Raw genomic sequence first — 16,201 nt, 5'->3', positions numbered from 1 at the left:
CCCGCTTACCAGCGGTAGTGAGAGAACGCCTTGTTTGCTTCAGCCATGCGATGAACATCGTCACGCTTCTTGACTGCAGTACCACGCTTTTCAGCAGCATCGGCCAACTCGCCTGCCAGCTTCAATGTCATGGACTTCTCACCGCGCTTTCGCGCTGCGTCAATGATCCAACGCATCGCCAACGCGCTACGACGAACAGGACGCACTTCAACAGGCACCTGGTAAGTTGCACCACCTACACGACGAGATTTGACTTCCACCGCAGGGCTGACGTTCTCAAGAGCTTGCTCGAGGACTTCAACTGGCTCGGCCAGACCTTTTTCTTTCATCACATCCAGAGCGCCATAAATGACTCGCTCGGCGACAGCTTTCTTGCCGTCCAGCATCATGATGTTGATGAATTTCGCCAATCGAACACTGCCGTACTTAGGATCCGGCAGGATATCTCGCTTGGGTGCTTGAGCTCTTCTTGACATACTGGCTTAACCTTTAGGACGCTTGGCGCCGTATTTAGAACGACCCTGACGACGCGAATCGACGCCCTGGGTATCAAGACTACCGCGAACAGTGTGGTAGCGAACACCGGGTAAATCCTTGACTCGACCGCCACGGATCAGAACAACCGAGTGTTCCTGAAGGTTATGGCCTTCACCACCGATATACGAAGTAACTTCGTAACCGTTGGTCAGTCGAACACGAGCCACCTTACGCATAGCCGAGTTCGGCTTCTTCGGCGTAGTGGTGTACACACGTGTGCAAACCCCACGCTTCTGCGGGCAGGCCTGCAAAGCCGGTACATTAGATTTCTCCGCCTTGCGCTTTCGCGGCTTGCGGACAAGTTGATTGATCGTCGCCATACAATGCTGTCGTTGGTCCGGCTTGGTCAGACGAGCTCTTCAGCATCGTCATACACCCGGATATGGATCGGGAACTTCCGTTTGTAACTGGGCGGGCTGATGTTTCAATCCGGAATTAAATTCGGGAGCCCTGAACGAATGACAGACCAATCACTGATTGGCCTGCTATCGAGCTCCGGAATTGTAAGGCCGACTAACTGGAGTGTCAACCGTTACCTCGCAGATTATCGTCATTGCGTACGTCTTCGACGTCAACTTACCGATTTATTGCGAAATTGCCCAGACTTTTACCATTGCCCTGAATGTCCTCACTTCACCTTGAAGCTTTACGCTGAGCGCTTGGCTTCATCAATCTGAGGATGGTGTGCATCGTTCGAGGCCTCTGCATCATACCGCTGTTGTACCTCTTCACGCAATATTGCGACATCTTTGGGTGCTTCAAGACCCAGTCGCACTCTATTACCTTCAATGTCCAAAACACACAATGTGATGTCTTCTCCAATGAAAATCCTTTCATCTACCCGTCTGGTCAATATCAGCATCTGGCTTGTTCTCTTATAGGGCTGTGCATTCTTGCGTCAGCACTTGTGACGGCGGGTAGCCTGTCCAACTGAAGCCCGGAGATAGTGCATAGGGTAATACGCCAGACCAGAACCGACCCTGGCAGACAACGGATTATCGGATCGCGCCAATTATTCGACATGCGTCAGAAAACCAAACGTCATCAAATCGTCACATCCGACAGTTTTTGAAGAAAAATGGTCTGCAGCACGTTACATGGCACTACTTCAGAAAATAATTTAAAAAAATAACGGTTAGTTGAAATCGCCTTCAAAGCCCCATCTAACGGGGTTTCATGACCTTGAAAGCCACGCCCACTGGGCACCTCACGTTACAAAGTATGCCGATTGCGTCCCGTTCTTGCTCTCTCTTTGGCACCCATGCCAATTTGGGCAATTTCAACAAGGACCAGCAGCATGATGAATCAAGATAACGATCAAACCAGTTCTTTTCTGGACGCCGAAGAAGTAACAACAGCGTTGCATCACATTCTTGTCACAGACAAGTTCTCAGTTTCCCCGCAGATGTCAGCATTCCTCAAATATGTGGTTGAACAGACACTCTTAGGTAATACTCGTCGCATCAAGGCCTTCACAGTCGGTATCGAGGCACTTGGCAAGCCAGCAAGCTTTGACCCACAGACAGACCCTTCCGTACGAGTTCTGGCGAAACGTCTACGTTCATCTCTGGATACTTACTATGTACAGAACCCGGACACCACCATCTTCATTGAGATGAAGCCTGGCTCCTATATCCCCAGATTCCTGCTGCGTAGCGAGATGAGCGATTCGACTTCCAATGCTCAGGACACCGGCTATCAAGCAACAGCCAGCACTCACACATTGTCAGCTCCTGCGGCCGCTCCAAACCATTCACCTGCCCCTGCGGTAAAAGATGAGCTGGTTAATGACACAGCGGCGCACCATCCTGAACAGCATTCCGGTATCAGCCAACTTTGGCAGGCTTACAAATCTGCCTCCAAGGTAGCCTGAGAATATTTTTTGATTCACCCGAAGATGCCAGCCTGGTGATCCGCGGTGTCGTCAGCTTCACAGCACTCTGACAAGACACAGGACCCACCCGGCTGGCAGGCATTGAACACAATGCTTTCAGCAAACCCATCAAACAGTGTTTTCGCAAGTCCATCAAGGTGGCACCGCAGTTCCCACAGCGTCGCTGCCACTTTTGATATCCACTTGATGGCCAGGACCAGGATCACCTCACCACACGTGACCCACGCCCTCTAAAGGCTTGAGGCGCGCATGATGCTGCCTTGCAGCAACGGTCATTATGCTTGCCCGAAATCGTGACGCCCTGAACATGGACATATGTTCGACCTGAGACCGCCTCACGCCTCGGCGATGTCGAATACAGACTAGGCGGGCATCGGCGGACCCCTCCTTCCTGCTCACTGATTGATGTGTGTCGCTCTTGAGCACATGGCGCATGCTCTTTATCCCAATCGAGCCCAATGAGCCCAATGAGCCCAATGAGCCCAATGAGCCCAATGAGCCCAGTGAGCCCAGTGAGCCCAGTGAGTGAGTCAATCAGCCGCCTGCCTATCAGCCCGGCTCTGGCACTTATCTAAAATACTCGCCGAGGGGTTGGGTTGAGCTAGGCTTCCCCCAGATCACGCTTTTCACGCACAACATTTATCTTGCCGGCGGACCCGTACAAGGGCAAATCGTCCATTCTCTGCAGTGAGCGCAGCAACTCCAGGCTTTTACGTGTCGCATTCAATTCCAGAGATGCTACCGACTGATTGAGCCGATTCAAGTTTCGGCACTCTTCAAGGTTTTGACGAAGCACTGCGACGGCAGGTTCCTCAGCATGATCTGAAAACAGATGAATCATGAAATTTTCGTTTTGCATCAAATCGGCAATTGCTGCGTTCTTCCTCACCACCAATGCAGGCAGATCACCAGCATTGCGCACATTCATCAGAGCTGCCTCATCGTCGAGCATACGCCTGAAACGCGTCACCAGCTGCTCAACCGTGTTCAGCTGCGACTGAATTACCGAGCTATTGAACTCAAGCACTTGTACTGCGAACTTTGTATTTTTCATGTTCCGGTTTTTCAATTTCTCGAATTTCTCTGTCACTCTAATTCAGGACCACAACCACGCCTTTGCGCAAGGCCACAGCATCAACCACCCTTCCTGAAGCAATGTTTCGTACTTGTACGAACTTGCCAGCAGCGGCATCTTTCAGCGCCACCCCTTTGGTCTGCAACTTCAAACCTGCAGACTCAATACGAATCAGTACAGCATCTCCCTTCTTGATAAGGTTTGCGGGCTTGAGCATGCGTTCGTTGAGCATTTTTCCTGCCCCCACTCGCTGGGAAAACGCGTATCCCAGCCAAGGCTTTACATCGAGTATTGGCGTTCCCAGCGAGTTAAGCGCTGCATTGCTGGCACCCAGCTTTACGATCTGCTTGACCAGCAAGTCGGGATCCAGCAAATCTCCGCGCTGCACGCCACGCGACAGAACCCAGACATAGCCTTCCTGCGTCACCGTTGACTGCACATGTACACGCCAGGGTTTCGGACTGGCACATTCAACTTGCACAGTCACTCTGCCAATGCTGCGACTTCCCGGAGACCAGTAGGTATCCAGTGGCGCATCGCATTGCGCCAGGCGTAATCGATTGTCCAGAGCTTTGACTTCAACCTGAACTCCATCTGTTGACGTTTGCTCTGCTGTCACGAACTCGCGAACGGCATGAGCGATAGCGTCCAGCGACTGCCTGTCCCCTGTCTCGGCGGTGACTGGAAATACAGGTATCAACAACAAGCACAGAATCAGACAGAATTTTGCGCGCTTCCACTTAATGAGTATGTTCATACATTTCTGATGCGCAAGCATCGGTCCATCAGGCAGGACCAGGAAACTCCTTAACTGTAGTTAACAGTAACAAGTTTGAGAGGCACTTCACTAAAACAACTCAAGGCCGCCAACAGAAGCATATTTCGGAAAGGAGAAGCAAATGTCTATTCGCATAAAGCGCCGTTGGATCCTGGCCATCAGTTGTTTGATGATCAGTGGCTGTACAGAGAAAACCATTGTTACAGAAGTCCCCGCCACAGGCTCGACCGAGGCGAGCGCGCCTGAGACGAGCGAACCCGATAGCGGCACCCCTACCACGACAGGTGACGGATCCAACATGGTGTCCGGTGATACCGACATTAGTGAACCCAATCCTGACACGACGGGCAATGGATCCAACATGGTTTCCGGTGACACAGACACAGACACAGACACAGACACAGAAGTTGGGAATGAGCTAGATACCAACACTGAGATTGATGAGGATACCGAGCAACTGGAAGACCCGCTGGAGCAGGAACAGTCTGACGACAACTCATCAGTGACACCAGACACACCCGTTTCTGAAAACGGAGCAGCAGACGAAACTAGCAGTAAAACAATGGATTGCGGACAGTCACTGCCTTGCCGATGGACCAGCGAAGACGAACAGTTCACTCTTACTGTCAGCAGAGCTGACAATAGAAGCACATACGGTGTAATGCAACTCGAGTACTCAATCAGCACTGTGCATGACACACAAGTATCAGTCAGCGAAGGTGGACTAGCCCTTGATGACTCAGGTGTGAGCTTTAATCCGAGCGCACAGTTACTGGGAGGCACGGACAGTGCTAACGAACACGAACTACTGGCAGGATCTATCCTCGATGGCTCGATTACCTTTGATAGCGCGACTGACAGTTCATTCTTGTCTGAATGGTCAATCAGCATGAGCGATGGTGGTATCACGAGATCACCCTCTTTCAGTAACATACCTGTCGACACTATCACCAACAGCCATGCCGACTGCGAGCTGGTACTACCTTGCATTTGGACGACCCCTCAAGGTGATGTCACTGTCACTCTGACATCTGCAGGTGGCTTTGCTTCAACTGGCAGCCTGTCGACCACATTCGCTGTTCAGTCAGAAACAACCATTAACGTGGCTCTGGAAGCCGGTGCACTGGCCATCAGCACAAGGGGCACACAGTATATCGGACGTACACAAATCCTGGGAAGCACCTCAGGCTACAAGAAATTGGTAGCCGAAGCCTATGCCGGTTACGACCTGTTTGGTGCCATTCAATACTACAAGAAAACCGAGGTTCCAACAGCGTTGAATGAGCTATCACTCGTGCTCTACCAGGATGATCCTGTACCGCGCTGGAATCCAAAATTCATCAACATCCCGATTCAATGATCGAGGACCCGACAAAGCTAACTGTAACAACCCTGCTTTGCTCTTATTTATGCCGATTACTGGCCGAGAGCATCTATCAAGCAAAAGTAAAAAAGGACTCGACTAACTCATGATTGATGATTATCTGGCGACTCACGCCAATTCGATAAAACTGCGTGCTCAACGTACCACTGTTCTTGCCAGCAACATAGCCAATGCCGACACGCCAAACTACAAGGCGCGGGACATGGCCTTTGCGGAAGTTTTACGTGATGCCGGTGGAGCTTCGAAATTTCCAGCCAAGAAAATTTCACTTTCCACAAGCAATGGTAGTTCTGCTGGCATGCGTATTACCAACAACCGACATATCGCAGGCTATCAATCCGCTGGGGCCTCAGCCCCCCTGATGTACCGCCAGCCAGATGAAGCATCGCTCGATGGCAATACTGTTGACAAGGACATGGAGCAGGCAAGATTCGCCGAAAACAGCGTTCGCTACCAGGCCAGTCTCGAGTTTATAAAAAGTCGAGTCAGCGGTTTGATTCGTGCACTAAGGAGTGAATGAAAATGGGTCAAAGCATATTTGACATTGCAGGCAGTGCCATGCGCGCACAAAGCCTTCGACTTAATACAACTGCGAGCAACCTGGCAAATGCCAGCTCCGTGTCAGGCACCGCCGAAGAGGCATATCGTGCACGACACCCTGTATTTGCAGCTGTGCTCGACAATGAAATTGGTGGCGTCCAGACTCGCGGAATCGTTGAGTCAAGCCGCGAACCGGAAATGCGCTATGAACCCGGACACCCCCTGGCTAATGACGAAGGCTATATATACGGATCCAACGTTGATAACGTCGAAGAAATGGCCAATATGATGTCCGCCTCACGTAGTTATCAAAGCAACGTTGAAATGATATCCACCGTACGTCAACTCATGTTGCAAACACTGAAAATGGGAGATTCCTGATGGCAACTGTTGACGCTGCGGCCCTGGGTGAACAATACACACTCGCCGCTCAAAGTACACCGACCTATAACAAGGAACTGGGACAGGATGAGTTTCTCGAGTTGATGACCGCCCAACTCAAGAATCAGGACCCGATGGAGCCCATGGACAATGGTGAGTTTCTAGGGCAGATGGCTCAGTTCAGTACAGTTTCAGGCATTGAGAAGATGCAGATAGCACTCGACAACCTGAGTGCAACCTACGCCTCGGGGCAGACTTTGCAATCCACACAATTGGTTGGCCAGGAAGTTCTGATCGAAAGCGACACCATGGAGCTGACAGATTCTGGTGAAACCAGCGGAGCCTTCGATCTGGATGTTGCATCCGGCAATGTCATCGTCAATATCGCGGACCGAAGCGGCACGGTGGTTCGGCAGATAGATATGGGAGGGGTCGAGGCTGGCCGTCATACATTTTCATGGGATGGCATGGACAACCGTGGTTCGAAGGTGCCGGCTGGCACCTATACCGCAAATGTAAGTGTTCAACAAGGAGACGAGTTCACGGCGGCTTCCGTCCTGACCTCTCGAATAATCGAATCAGTGGAGTTCGGCGCAGGCGGACAATCAACATTGAATACAAAACAAGGAGATGTACTCACGATAGCTGACATAAGACAGATTCGTTCTAATAACTCCACCGCTAGTGATACGACCCAATAATTCCTGAGGAAACAGCATGTCTTTCGAAATTGCACTAACCGGCATCAATGCCGCATCGACCGAACTGAGCACGATATCCAACAATATCGCCAATAATGCGACGACCGGTTTCAAACGCTCCAGAGCAGAATTTGCCGATGTCTATGCTCAAAGCGCCTCCAGTTCAAGTAGCTCTAATGTTGGTCAGGGCGTCCGAGTTGCTCAAGTCCGACAAGAACACACGCAGGGTGATATGCAGTTTACCGATCGGAACCTGGACCTGGCGGTTGAAGGCCTTGGCATGTTCCGACTCAACGATGATGGTTCGACTCTCTATACACGTTCTGGCAATTTCGGACTGGATCGAGAAGGCTATATCGTTGATACGTCGGGCAACAAGTTAACTGGCTACGGCGTCGATTCCAATAGCGACATACTACCAGTCATGACAGACCTGAAAATCGATTACTCCGATCTGGAACCCAATCGATCAACAAAAATCGATATCACCGCCAATCTTGATTCAAAAGCTGACCCGATACCAACAACTGTTGTAACACCAGCTGTTCCACCTGCTACGGCAGCTACTACGTCCAATACTTTTGATCCCAGCAATGCAAAGACCTATAGTTTCTCTACCTCGACTCTGGTTTATGACTCACTGGGTTCTTCCGAGGTAGCCAACATCTATTTTCAAAAGGTAGACGATACAAGCTGGAATGCATACCCCTATGTAGGAGACCAGACGCTTCATGGTACCAACCCTGGTGCGACTCCCAACGAGCCCCTCCCTATCGAACTTTTATTCGATCAAAATGGAGCGCTGTCGTCTATTGATGGCAATACGGACGGTGCGACCACCTTTACCTCTGACACATATACACCTGCTTCAGGTGGTGCCTCTGACCAGTCAATGGAGTTCGACTTATGGACTATCACTCAGTTTGATGATGCGTTCGGTGTCAATAGTATCAACCAGGATGGTTTTTCCGCAGGACGTCTTGAAGATTTTGACGTCGATACCGATGGCACCATTTTCGGTCGATTCTCCAACGGCCAGGCAGAAATCATGGGCCAGGTAACCCTGTCTAACTTTTCCAATGAGTCAGGCTTGCGCCAGGTTGGGGCAACCAGCTGGACAGAAACCTACGCCTCTGGATCAGCCGCAACAGGTGCTCCAAACAGTGCCAGTCTCGGTAGCTTGCAATCCGGTGCGCTCGAAGGCAGTAACGTTGATATCACGCAAGAGCTGGTATCAATGATTGGTGCTCAACGTAGCTTTCAGGCAAACGCGCAGGTTATCAGTACAAATGACACCTTGACACAGACTGTCATCAACATTCGCCGATAATCGAGTAAACGCTGATGGATAAGATGATGTATGTGGCGATGTCTGGTGCTAGGCAGGTGATGCTCAAGCAAGCCAGCAATAGCCATAATCTCGCCAACCTGAATACCAACGGATTCAAGGCCGATATCGACAGCTTCAAGGCACTGCCCGTCTATGGGCCAGGCCAACCGGGGCGTGTCTATGGCGAGAATCTTCGCTCAGGTGTCGACCTTTCACCTGGGCAACTCATCAGCACAGGGGTGCCGCTGGATGTGGCTCTGGACGGCGATGGTTTCATTGCTGTCCAGGATATAGATGGCACGGAAGCCTATACCCGAAACGGAAGTATGCGTGTGACCGAGCAGGGTTTGCTGGTCACCTCCAGCGGAGACCCTGTACTGGGGGAAGGCGGCCCCATCACACTATCACCCTATAACAATCTCCACATTGGCAGTGATGGTACGGTCACTATTCGACCGCTTGGCCAAACTGGTGGCGAACTTGCAGTAATAGATCGAATAAAGCTGGTTAAACCTGATCAAGGTGAAATCAAACGCAACGAACGCGGCCTGTTTACAACACCAAACGACGAAGAGCCCGCTGATGCGTCGGTCACGCTGGCTACAGAATCTCTGGAAACCAGTAACGTCAACTCTGTAGAGGCCTTGGTCACGATGATCGAGCTGTCGCGACAGTACGAGACGCAAGTAAAAATGATGACTACGGCCAAAGAGAACGACGTATCGGCCGCCCAATTATTGAAGATCAGCTAATACACATCGGCTGACCTCACACACAGAAAAAAGGATAAACAAGATGAACGGAGCACTTTGGACCGCCAAGACAGGCCTCGATGCGCAGCAGACACGCATGCAGGTCATATCCAACAACCTGGCCAACAGTAACACTACTGGATTCAAGCGGGACCGTGCCGTCTTTCAGGATCTGCTCTATCAGACCGTCAGACAACCTGGTGCACAATCCTCTCAGAACACACAGCTGCCTTCAGGCCTGAGCACAGGCACCGGTGTCCGGGTTGTCAGTACCGAGAAGCTGCACTCGCAAGGTAACCTGTCGCAAACTGAAGACCCGTTGGATCTGGCCATTCAGGGCCGCGGATATTTCGAAGTATTGACACCCGATGGCACTCTTGCTTATTCGCGGGATGGATCTTTTCAAATAGACTCTGCGGGCCAGATGGTCACTGCCACCGGTTATACCCTGCAACCGGGCATTACCATTCCACAAAACGCTACAGGTATCACCATTGGTCAGGACGGAACAGTCACCGCGACCTTGGCAGGCACCACTGCCCCCTCGCAACTGGGCGTCATTGGCCTGACAGATTTCATCAACCCGGCCGGCATGCAGGCCAAAGGCGGAAACCTATATCAGGAGACTGCCGCCAGTGGTGCACCACTTCAGGGTACCGCTGGACTTGATGGCTTGGGCAGTCTGATTCAAGGCTCGGTAGAGACTTCCAACGTCAATATCGTCGAAGAATTGGTCAGTATGATCGAGACCCAGCGAGCCTACGAAATCAGTTCCAAGGCGATCTCCACCACGGACGGTATGTTGCAATATATCAACAACAACATGTAGAGGTTGATCATGCACTTACCCACTCTGCATGCCGGCACCCTGCTCTGGTTATTACCTGTACTCAGCATGTCCGCCTGCTCTCTGACCCCTGAGAAGGGGCCAGATTTCACACCTGCCGAGCCGCAGGTCATCATTCACGATGATAACCCTGATGGCGCGATCTATCAGGTCTCTACCAATCGGTTCTTCTTTGAGGACATCCGCGCTCGGCGGGTGGGCGATGTTATCAACGTAATTCTGGATGAGCGCACTGACGCGACCAAGACTGCCAGCACTAATGCAGCCAAAGGTAGTTCACTGGGTATTCCCAGCCCCACTCTTTTTGGTGGAGCTATCAAGATTGGGGGTCGGGAAATATTCTCGAACGAAATATCATCCAGCACGGATTTCGCCGGCAGTGCTGATAGCAGCCAGAGTAATCGTCTGAGTGGCAGCGTTGCAGTTGTCGTAGACAAGGTACTGTCGAACGGAAATCTGTGGATACGCGGTGAAAAACGACTGACCCTGAATCAGGGCAGCGAAGTCGTTCAGGTCACAGGGCTCATCCGCTCAGTGGATATCACTCCGGACAACACCATTCAGTCGACTCAGATCGCCGATGCAAGCATTACCTATGGAGGCAAGGGTCACCTGGCAGACAGTAACCGTGCTGGCTGGCTGATGCGAATATTCTCCAGCCCTTTCTGGCCATTCTAGGTGGACTCGAATTACTCTCAGTAGAAACTACAGCTGACGAGACTGGCCCTGCGGCCTCTTATGACATGGAATATAAACGATGGATTCGCTGAATATGACAAGCCCTGCCCCGACGCGCACATGCTTGAAGAGTCTATTTGCCCTGGCTCTACTGCTATTTACTTTGCCATTTCTTGCTACGCCCGTACATGCGGAACGTCTGAAGGATCTGGCCAGTATCGCCGGCGTCCGAGACAACCCTTTACTGGGCTATGGACTGGTAGTGGGTCTTGATGGCACCGGTGACCAGACCGGATCAGTGTCCTTCACTGAACAGAGCCTGCGAAGCATGCTCATTCAGTATGGCGTGACAGTGCCCCCAACCGTCAAGTTGCAACCAAAGAACGTGGCAGCGGTATCGATACACGCAGTTCTGCCTGCGTTCGCGAAACCGGGACAGAAAATAGACATCACCGCCTCCTCTCTTGGTAACTCCAAATCCTTGCGCGGAGGCACCTTGCTCATGTCACCACTCCGGGGTGCCAATGGAGAGGTCTATGCCATAGCACAAGGCAATCTGGCTGTTGGTGGCTTGGGTATCGCTGGAGCGGATGGTTCTTCTATCGCCATCAATGTGCCCAGTGTTGGCCGAATCCCAGGGGGTGCAACGGTCGAACGTGCCGTTCCCAATCCGTTTGCTGACACAAAACGTGTCGTTTTCAATCTTCATGATCCCGATTTCACCACGGCTCGACGAGCAGTTGACGCCATCAACGATGCGCTCGGGACACCAGAAGCTGAAGCGTTGGATGCCGTCTCTGTCGCAGTCAACGCTCCCATGGAAGTATCAAAACGCGTTGCATTTGTCGGCTACCTGGAAGAACTGATCATTGACCCGGGCGAAGGAGCCGGCAAGATCATTGTCAACTCTCGGACAGGAACCATTGTCATCGGTAATCACGTAACTGTAGGACCCGCGGCAGTCACACACGGTAGCCTGACAGTGACTATCCGTGAAGACACACAAATATCCCAACCTGAACCCTTTACTGACGGAGTTACGGCAGCGGTGCCGGACACCGCGATCGAGGTCACTGAAGAAGATTCGCGCATGTTCGAATTGCCACGCGGGACCACGTTGTCCGAGATCGTACAGGCCATCAATAGTGTCGGTGCTGCTCCCGGTGATCTTGTCGCCATACTCGAGGCATTGAAGCAAGCAGGTGCCCTGCGTGCTCAATTGATTATCATCTGATGACCGAACTAGCTCCTGCAGACCTGAGCGCACTGATTCAGGTCCAGCAGATAAAATCCGGATCTTTGCAATCGCGCCAATCCGACAATCAAAACGGCGACACCGCTGAACAGGCCAAGGCTCGTGATGCGGCAAACAAGTTCGAAGCCTTGTTGATTCACAACATGCTCAAGAGCATGCGCAAGACCACCATGGCTGAGAACACCTCAAACCAGCGCGCAATCTACGACGATATGCTGGACAAGAATCTGGCTGATTCCATGATCAAGGCTGGAGGTATTGGAGTTGCTGAACAGTTGATGAAGCAACTGCACGGAAACAATGCGACCAAGAACTCGGAAGCCACCTCTCACACGACGGGCGACAAGACTGCAACCAGAGACCATCTGCGACTACGCGAACTTGCCATGTCAATCAATGGAAACCAACGCTCTGACGAGAGTAGTGGCAGTTCTGCTGCCAGCCAGCCAACGGTATCCGACAAAGGCCTCAATCGACTGAAAATGCTGTCAAGACTGTGGGGACAGACTGAAAGCACGCAAGCAGGCAGCACAATGGCAAAAACCGAATTTCTTCAATCACTCGCCCCTCACGCCAAACGTAGCGCACAACGACTGGGAACCACAACCAGTGCCGTGCTCGCCATCGCGGCTCTGGAAACAGGTTGGGGCCAATCGATGCTGAAGAACGAGACAGGCCAGTCCTCCAATAACTACTTCGGTATCAAGGCAGGAGCTAAGGACAAGGACTTTACCAGCAATACAACCACTGAATACTTGAATGGTAAGTCACATAATGTACAAGCTCGATTCAAGTCCTATGACAGCTCGGCCGATTCTGTTGAAGGATTTGCCGATTTTATACTGGAGAACCCTCGCTACTCAACCGCCTTGCAACACGCTAGTAATCCCGAACGATTTTTGAAAGAACTGCATGTTGCAGGATACGCCACAGACCCCCGTTACGCAGATAAGGCCATTACGGTCATGCGGCAGGTAGAACAGCAAACTTCAAAACCATGACTGACATACTCAACACTGGTAAATCCGCCCTTTTCGCCTTCCAGCGAGCACTGGGAACCACCTCACATAACATAGCCAACGTCAACACCGAAGGTTATGCACGTCAACGTGTAGACCTGGAAGGCGTACCTGGCAACACTGGACTGTATAACCAGCCCGGTAGCGGTGTCAGCGTTGCAGGCATTGAGCGGATACATGACGAATTCGCTACCGCACGTGTAAATTCCTCTACCAGTGCTTACGAAGAGCAACTGACTCACCAGGTCATGGCCAGCCGTTTGGACAGTCTTGTTGCGACCGACGGTTCCAGCGTTGGACCAGCCATGAGTGATTTCTTCAATGCCATACAGGATGTCAATACGGACCCTTCATCCATTGCAGCACGTGAAGTGGCTCTGGACGCGACTAATCAACTAACAGACCGCTTCCAGAGTATGCAGTCGCAACTGGATGACATCCAGACTGAAGTCAATGACCGCACTAAAGCTGCTGTAACGACAGTGGGAGAATTGGCCGAGTCCATCGCCCTGGTCAACAAACAAGTCATGAGCTCTGGCAAGTCCACGAGTGCCTCCGCAACCAATGACCTTATGGACCAGCGTGACAGACTGATAAACGAACTGTCCAAATATGTAGAAATAGACACGATTAGTCATGAAAGCGGAGCGCTCAACGTATTCATGGGAAAAGGTATTGCCCTGGTTATTGGCAGTACCGCGCAGAATATCAAGACAACGCCCGATGACACCTACCCTGACAGACTGCAAATCCAGATTGGCAAGGAAGGCTCTGAAAAGACCATTGACACTCAGCTACAAGGTGGAGAAATTGGTGGTTTGGCCGAGTTTGCCAATCAGACGCTGCGCCCTGCAATGAACGATCTGGGACGTCTTGCATTAACCATGGCGGATACACTCAATCAACAACACGGTAGTGGTTTGGATCTGGATGGAAATGTAGGCACCGATCTGTTCGAGGTCCCTACCCCTCAAGTGTATTCCAATAGCCGTAACACTGGCTCAGGCGCGATTACTGCCGCGATTACGGATTCAGGTGCTCTGGAGGCAACAGATTATCTCGTCAGATTTGACGGCGCAAACTACACAGCAACGCGCAGCTCTGATGGTGAAGAGACAACAGGCAGTTCAAACACCTTGCTACTGGATGGTCTGGAGTTGACCATGACAAGCGGTGCTGCAGTAGGAGATACCTTTGTTATTTCCGCAACCGGACGAGCCGCCGGACAGATCTCTACAGTCATTACCGACGTTGATAAACTGGCAGTCGCGGGTCAGCTTACGACCAGCAGCGATATAGCGAATACCGGTGAATCCCGAATCAGCAGTGCCAAGGTTGTCGATGCGGCAAACGGATCGTTGCAAGACCCTGTCGACATAGTGTTCACTTCGGAAAACAGCTACGAAATTCATGATGCATCAGGCGCTACACTGCAAGCGTTGCAAACATACACGTCTGGCGACCCCATTAACTTCAATGGCTGGGAAGTCTCTATCTCGGATGATGCAGCGGCCGGTGATATTCACCACATTGAACCCAATACCCTTGGAAAAGGCGATAACAGTAACGGGCTTGCTCTGGCTGATATGCAACAGGAAACGCTGGTAGCCGGAACCCAGACGTTCAATGACGCCTACGGCACCCTGGTTTCGAAAGTCGGTTCCCAGACAAACGCCGCCATGACACGAGCCAGTGCACTTGAGTCCTTGAAAGACAATGCCATAGAAAGACAGCAATCGGTTCAAAGTGTCAGCCTGGACGAAGAAGCCATTGACTTGACTCGGTACCAGCAAGCCTACCAGGCAGCCGCAAAAATCATCACCACAGCTGATGAGATGTTTCAAACCATATTGGGAGCCGTCCGATGATCAATTCACGCATTTCCTCTAATGTTCTGGCTTCCAGAATTGCTACCGATCTGGTGCAAAAGCAAAATGAGCTTGCCAAAGTGCAAACTCAGATAAGCACTGGCAAGCGGGTCAACACACCGTCTGATGACCCAGCTCAGGCGGCACATATTGTCAAGATGCAAGAAGCAGAAAGTCAGCTTGAACAATATCAACGGAATGCATCATCTGCGGAATCCCAACTTGCTCTTGAAGAATCAGCATTGACAGGCACCGCCAATATTCTCATGAACGTTCGTGATCTGGCCTTGAGCGCTAACAGTGGCACAACGGATGATTACACACGAGCAGCTCACGATGCAGAAGCCCAGCTTGCCCTCTCCGAATTATATGATCTGGCAAACTCACGTGACAGCTTCGGTAATTTTCTGTTTGGTGGATCAAATACCGAAACGCCACCATTTACATCTGGAACTCAAGTTACCTACAACGGTAACAGCGACGCACAACAGCTGACGATCGGCCTGGGACGTACAATACAAACTGGCGATTCAGGCATAGAAACGTTTATGCGGATACCCGATGTTTCGAACGGTTCAAGTGGTGGCAGTCAGGACCTGTTTGCAACCCTGGGCAAGTTTATTGAAGCGCTCGGAAGCTCACCTGTCACTGAAACAGAAAAAGCTGCGATGCAACAGACCATTAACGATACCATCGCCAATCTGGATAGTGGGCTCGATCATATCAATACAGCCAGAGCCCGAGTGGGCACGCGACTCAACAGCGTTGACAATAGTCGCGAAGAGAATGCAAACATCTCCCTCCAGATTGAACGAACACGATCTGAGGTAGAAGACATTGATATTGCAGAGGCCATTACCAGCCTTCAAACACAAACAACCTCTCTGGAAATTCTGCAACAAACCTATAGCAGCATACAAAGCTTATCGATGTTCAATTATATCTAGACCCCTGGGAACATCTCATAACGTTGTGCATGTCAGCATTCAGGGTTCTCATCCGATCATCTTTACCCGGAATTGATCAACCAGCCTAGCCCCACGGCTCTTTGCGCTATCGTAGCGCTGATTGCAATCAGCATCGAGTTGTATCTTTCGATAAGATTACGACCAATCAACGTGCGCGTTCAAACACCGGAATTCAGAATAGATAATTCTTGGTG

At 51.3% G+C, this 16,201-nt stretch carries 19 protein-coding genes; 13 read left to right on the top strand and 6 right to left on the bottom strand.

Features of this window, described 5'->3' with window-relative positions:
• Window positions 1-5: 5 nt before the first annotated feature.
• The 3 genes from rpsG to csrA all read right to left on the bottom strand — a co-directional run bounded on the left by rpsG (window position 6) and on the right by csrA (window position 1,399).
• A complete protein-coding gene (gene rpsG / locus IMCC3135_RS08445; RefSeq protein WP_088917207.1) occupies window positions 6-476 on the bottom strand; it encodes a 30S ribosomal protein S7 in 471 nt (156 codons plus the stop codon).
• A gap of 6 nt (window positions 477-482) precedes the next feature.
• The gene (rpsL, locus tag IMCC3135_RS08440) at window positions 483-857 is read right to left on the bottom strand and encodes a 30S ribosomal protein S12 (protein ID WP_088917206.1); all 375 of its coding nucleotides are present in this window, start codon (window positions 855-857) and stop codon (window positions 483-485) included.
• 326 nt (window positions 858-1,183) lie between these two features.
• Window positions 1,184-1,399 carry a carbon storage regulator CsrA gene (gene csrA, locus IMCC3135_RS08435; RefSeq protein WP_088917205.1) on the bottom strand — a complete coding sequence of 72 codons (216 nt, stop codon included), beginning with the start codon at window positions 1,397-1,399 and terminating at the stop codon, window positions 1,184-1,186.
• A gap of 435 nt (window positions 1,400-1,834) precedes the next feature.
• On the opposite strand from csrA, the gene IMCC3135_RS08430 reads away from it, so the two are divergent.
• The gene (locus IMCC3135_RS08430) at window positions 1,835-2,410 is read left to right on the top strand and encodes a hypothetical protein (RefSeq protein ID WP_088917204.1); all 576 of its coding nucleotides are present in this window, start codon (window positions 1,835-1,837) and stop codon (window positions 2,408-2,410) included.
• A gap of 14 nt (window positions 2,411-2,424) precedes the next feature.
• On the opposite strand, the gene IMCC3135_RS08425 is transcribed toward IMCC3135_RS08430, so the two are convergent.
• The 3 genes from IMCC3135_RS08425 to flgA all read right to left on the bottom strand — a co-directional run bounded on the left by IMCC3135_RS08425 (window position 2,425) and on the right by flgA (window position 4,263).
• Entirely contained in the window at window positions 2,425-2,601 is a 177-nt protein-coding gene (locus IMCC3135_RS08425) for a hypothetical protein (RefSeq protein ID WP_157735852.1), read from the bottom strand.
• A 431-nt stretch (window positions 2,602-3,032) separates the two neighbouring features.
• Window positions 3,033-3,485, bottom strand: a complete 453-nt coding sequence (locus IMCC3135_RS08420) for a hypothetical protein (protein WP_088917202.1) — start codon at window positions 3,483-3,485, stop codon at window positions 3,033-3,035.
• Between the two features lie 37 nt (window positions 3,486-3,522).
• A complete protein-coding gene (gene flgA, locus IMCC3135_RS08415; protein ID WP_157735851.1) occupies window positions 3,523-4,263 on the bottom strand; it encodes a flagellar basal body P-ring formation chaperone FlgA in 741 nt (246 codons plus the stop codon).
• A gap of 142 nt (window positions 4,264-4,405) precedes the next feature.
• Between flgA and IMCC3135_RS08410 the strand changes: the two genes are divergently transcribed.
• The 12 genes from IMCC3135_RS08410 (at window position 4,406) to flgL (ending at window position 15,986) form a co-directional block, all read left to right on the top strand.
• Entirely contained in the window at window positions 4,406-5,644 is a 1,239-nt protein-coding gene (locus IMCC3135_RS08410) for a hypothetical protein (RefSeq protein WP_088917200.1), read from the top strand.
• Window positions 5,645-5,753: 109 nt separating this feature from the next.
• Complete coding sequence (gene flgB, locus IMCC3135_RS08405) at window positions 5,754-6,188, top strand: flagellar basal body rod protein FlgB (RefSeq protein WP_088917199.1); 435 nt, start codon at window positions 5,754-5,756, stop codon at window positions 6,186-6,188.
• Between the two features lie 2 nt (window positions 6,189-6,190).
• Window positions 6,191-6,589: a flagellar basal body rod protein FlgC gene (gene flgC / locus IMCC3135_RS08400; protein ID WP_418251421.1), complete on the top strand. Its 399-nt coding sequence runs from the start codon at window positions 6,191-6,193 to the stop codon at window positions 6,587-6,589.
• Window positions 6,589-7,290 carry a flagellar hook assembly protein FlgD gene (locus IMCC3135_RS08395; RefSeq protein ID WP_088917197.1) on the top strand — a complete coding sequence of 234 codons (702 nt, stop codon included), beginning with the start codon at window positions 6,589-6,591 and terminating at the stop codon, window positions 7,288-7,290. Before flgC ends, IMCC3135_RS08395 begins: the two co-directional genes overlap by 1 nt.
• Before the next feature lie 16 nt (window positions 7,291-7,306).
• Window positions 7,307-8,620, top strand: a complete 1,314-nt coding sequence (gene flgE, locus IMCC3135_RS08390) for a flagellar hook protein FlgE (protein ID WP_088917196.1) — start codon at window positions 7,307-7,309, stop codon at window positions 8,618-8,620.
• A gap of 14 nt (window positions 8,621-8,634) precedes the next feature.
• Window positions 8,635-9,372 carry a flagellar basal-body rod protein FlgF gene (gene flgF / locus IMCC3135_RS08385; RefSeq protein WP_088917195.1) on the top strand — a complete coding sequence of 246 codons (738 nt, stop codon included), beginning with the start codon at window positions 8,635-8,637 and terminating at the stop codon, window positions 9,370-9,372.
• 43 nt (window positions 9,373-9,415) lie between these two features.
• Window positions 9,416-10,201: a flagellar basal-body rod protein FlgG gene (flgG, locus tag IMCC3135_RS08380; RefSeq protein ID WP_088917194.1), complete on the top strand. Its 786-nt coding sequence runs from the start codon at window positions 9,416-9,418 to the stop codon at window positions 10,199-10,201.
• A 9-nt stretch (window positions 10,202-10,210) separates the two neighbouring features.
• Window positions 10,211-10,897 carry a flagellar basal body L-ring protein FlgH gene (locus tag IMCC3135_RS08375; RefSeq protein WP_088917193.1) on the top strand — a complete coding sequence of 229 codons (687 nt, stop codon included), beginning with the start codon at window positions 10,211-10,213 and terminating at the stop codon, window positions 10,895-10,897.
• Window positions 10,898-10,991: 94 nt separating this feature from the next.
• Window positions 10,992-12,131, top strand: coding sequence for a flagellar basal body P-ring protein FlgI (locus IMCC3135_RS08370; protein ID WP_088921747.1), 1,140 nt, complete (start codon window positions 10,992-10,994; stop codon window positions 12,129-12,131).
• Window positions 12,131-13,153, top strand: coding sequence for a flagellar assembly peptidoglycan hydrolase FlgJ (gene flgJ, locus IMCC3135_RS08365; RefSeq protein ID WP_088917192.1), 1,023 nt, complete (start codon window positions 12,131-12,133; stop codon window positions 13,151-13,153). Before IMCC3135_RS08370 ends, flgJ begins: the two co-directional genes overlap by 1 nt.
• On the top strand, window positions 13,150-15,039 hold the full coding sequence (gene flgK / locus IMCC3135_RS08360; RefSeq protein ID WP_088917191.1) for a flagellar hook-associated protein FlgK: 1,890 nt from the start codon (window positions 13,150-13,152) through the stop codon (window positions 15,037-15,039). Before flgJ ends, flgK begins: the two co-directional genes overlap by 4 nt.
• A complete protein-coding gene (gene flgL / locus IMCC3135_RS08355) occupies window positions 15,036-15,986 on the top strand; it encodes a flagellar hook-associated protein FlgL (RefSeq protein WP_088917190.1) in 951 nt (316 codons plus the stop codon). Before flgK ends, flgL begins: the two co-directional genes overlap by 4 nt.
• Window positions 15,987-16,201: the final 215 nt, after the last annotated feature.

The sequence above is a fragment of the Granulosicoccus antarcticus IMCC3135 genome, assembly GCF_002215215.1.
Classification (GTDB): Bacteria; Pseudomonadota; Gammaproteobacteria; order Granulosicoccales; family Granulosicoccaceae; genus Granulosicoccus; species Granulosicoccus antarcticus.
The sequence above is the reverse complement of the archived record's forward strand: the minus strand, read 5'-3'. Positions and strand labels throughout refer to the sequence as shown.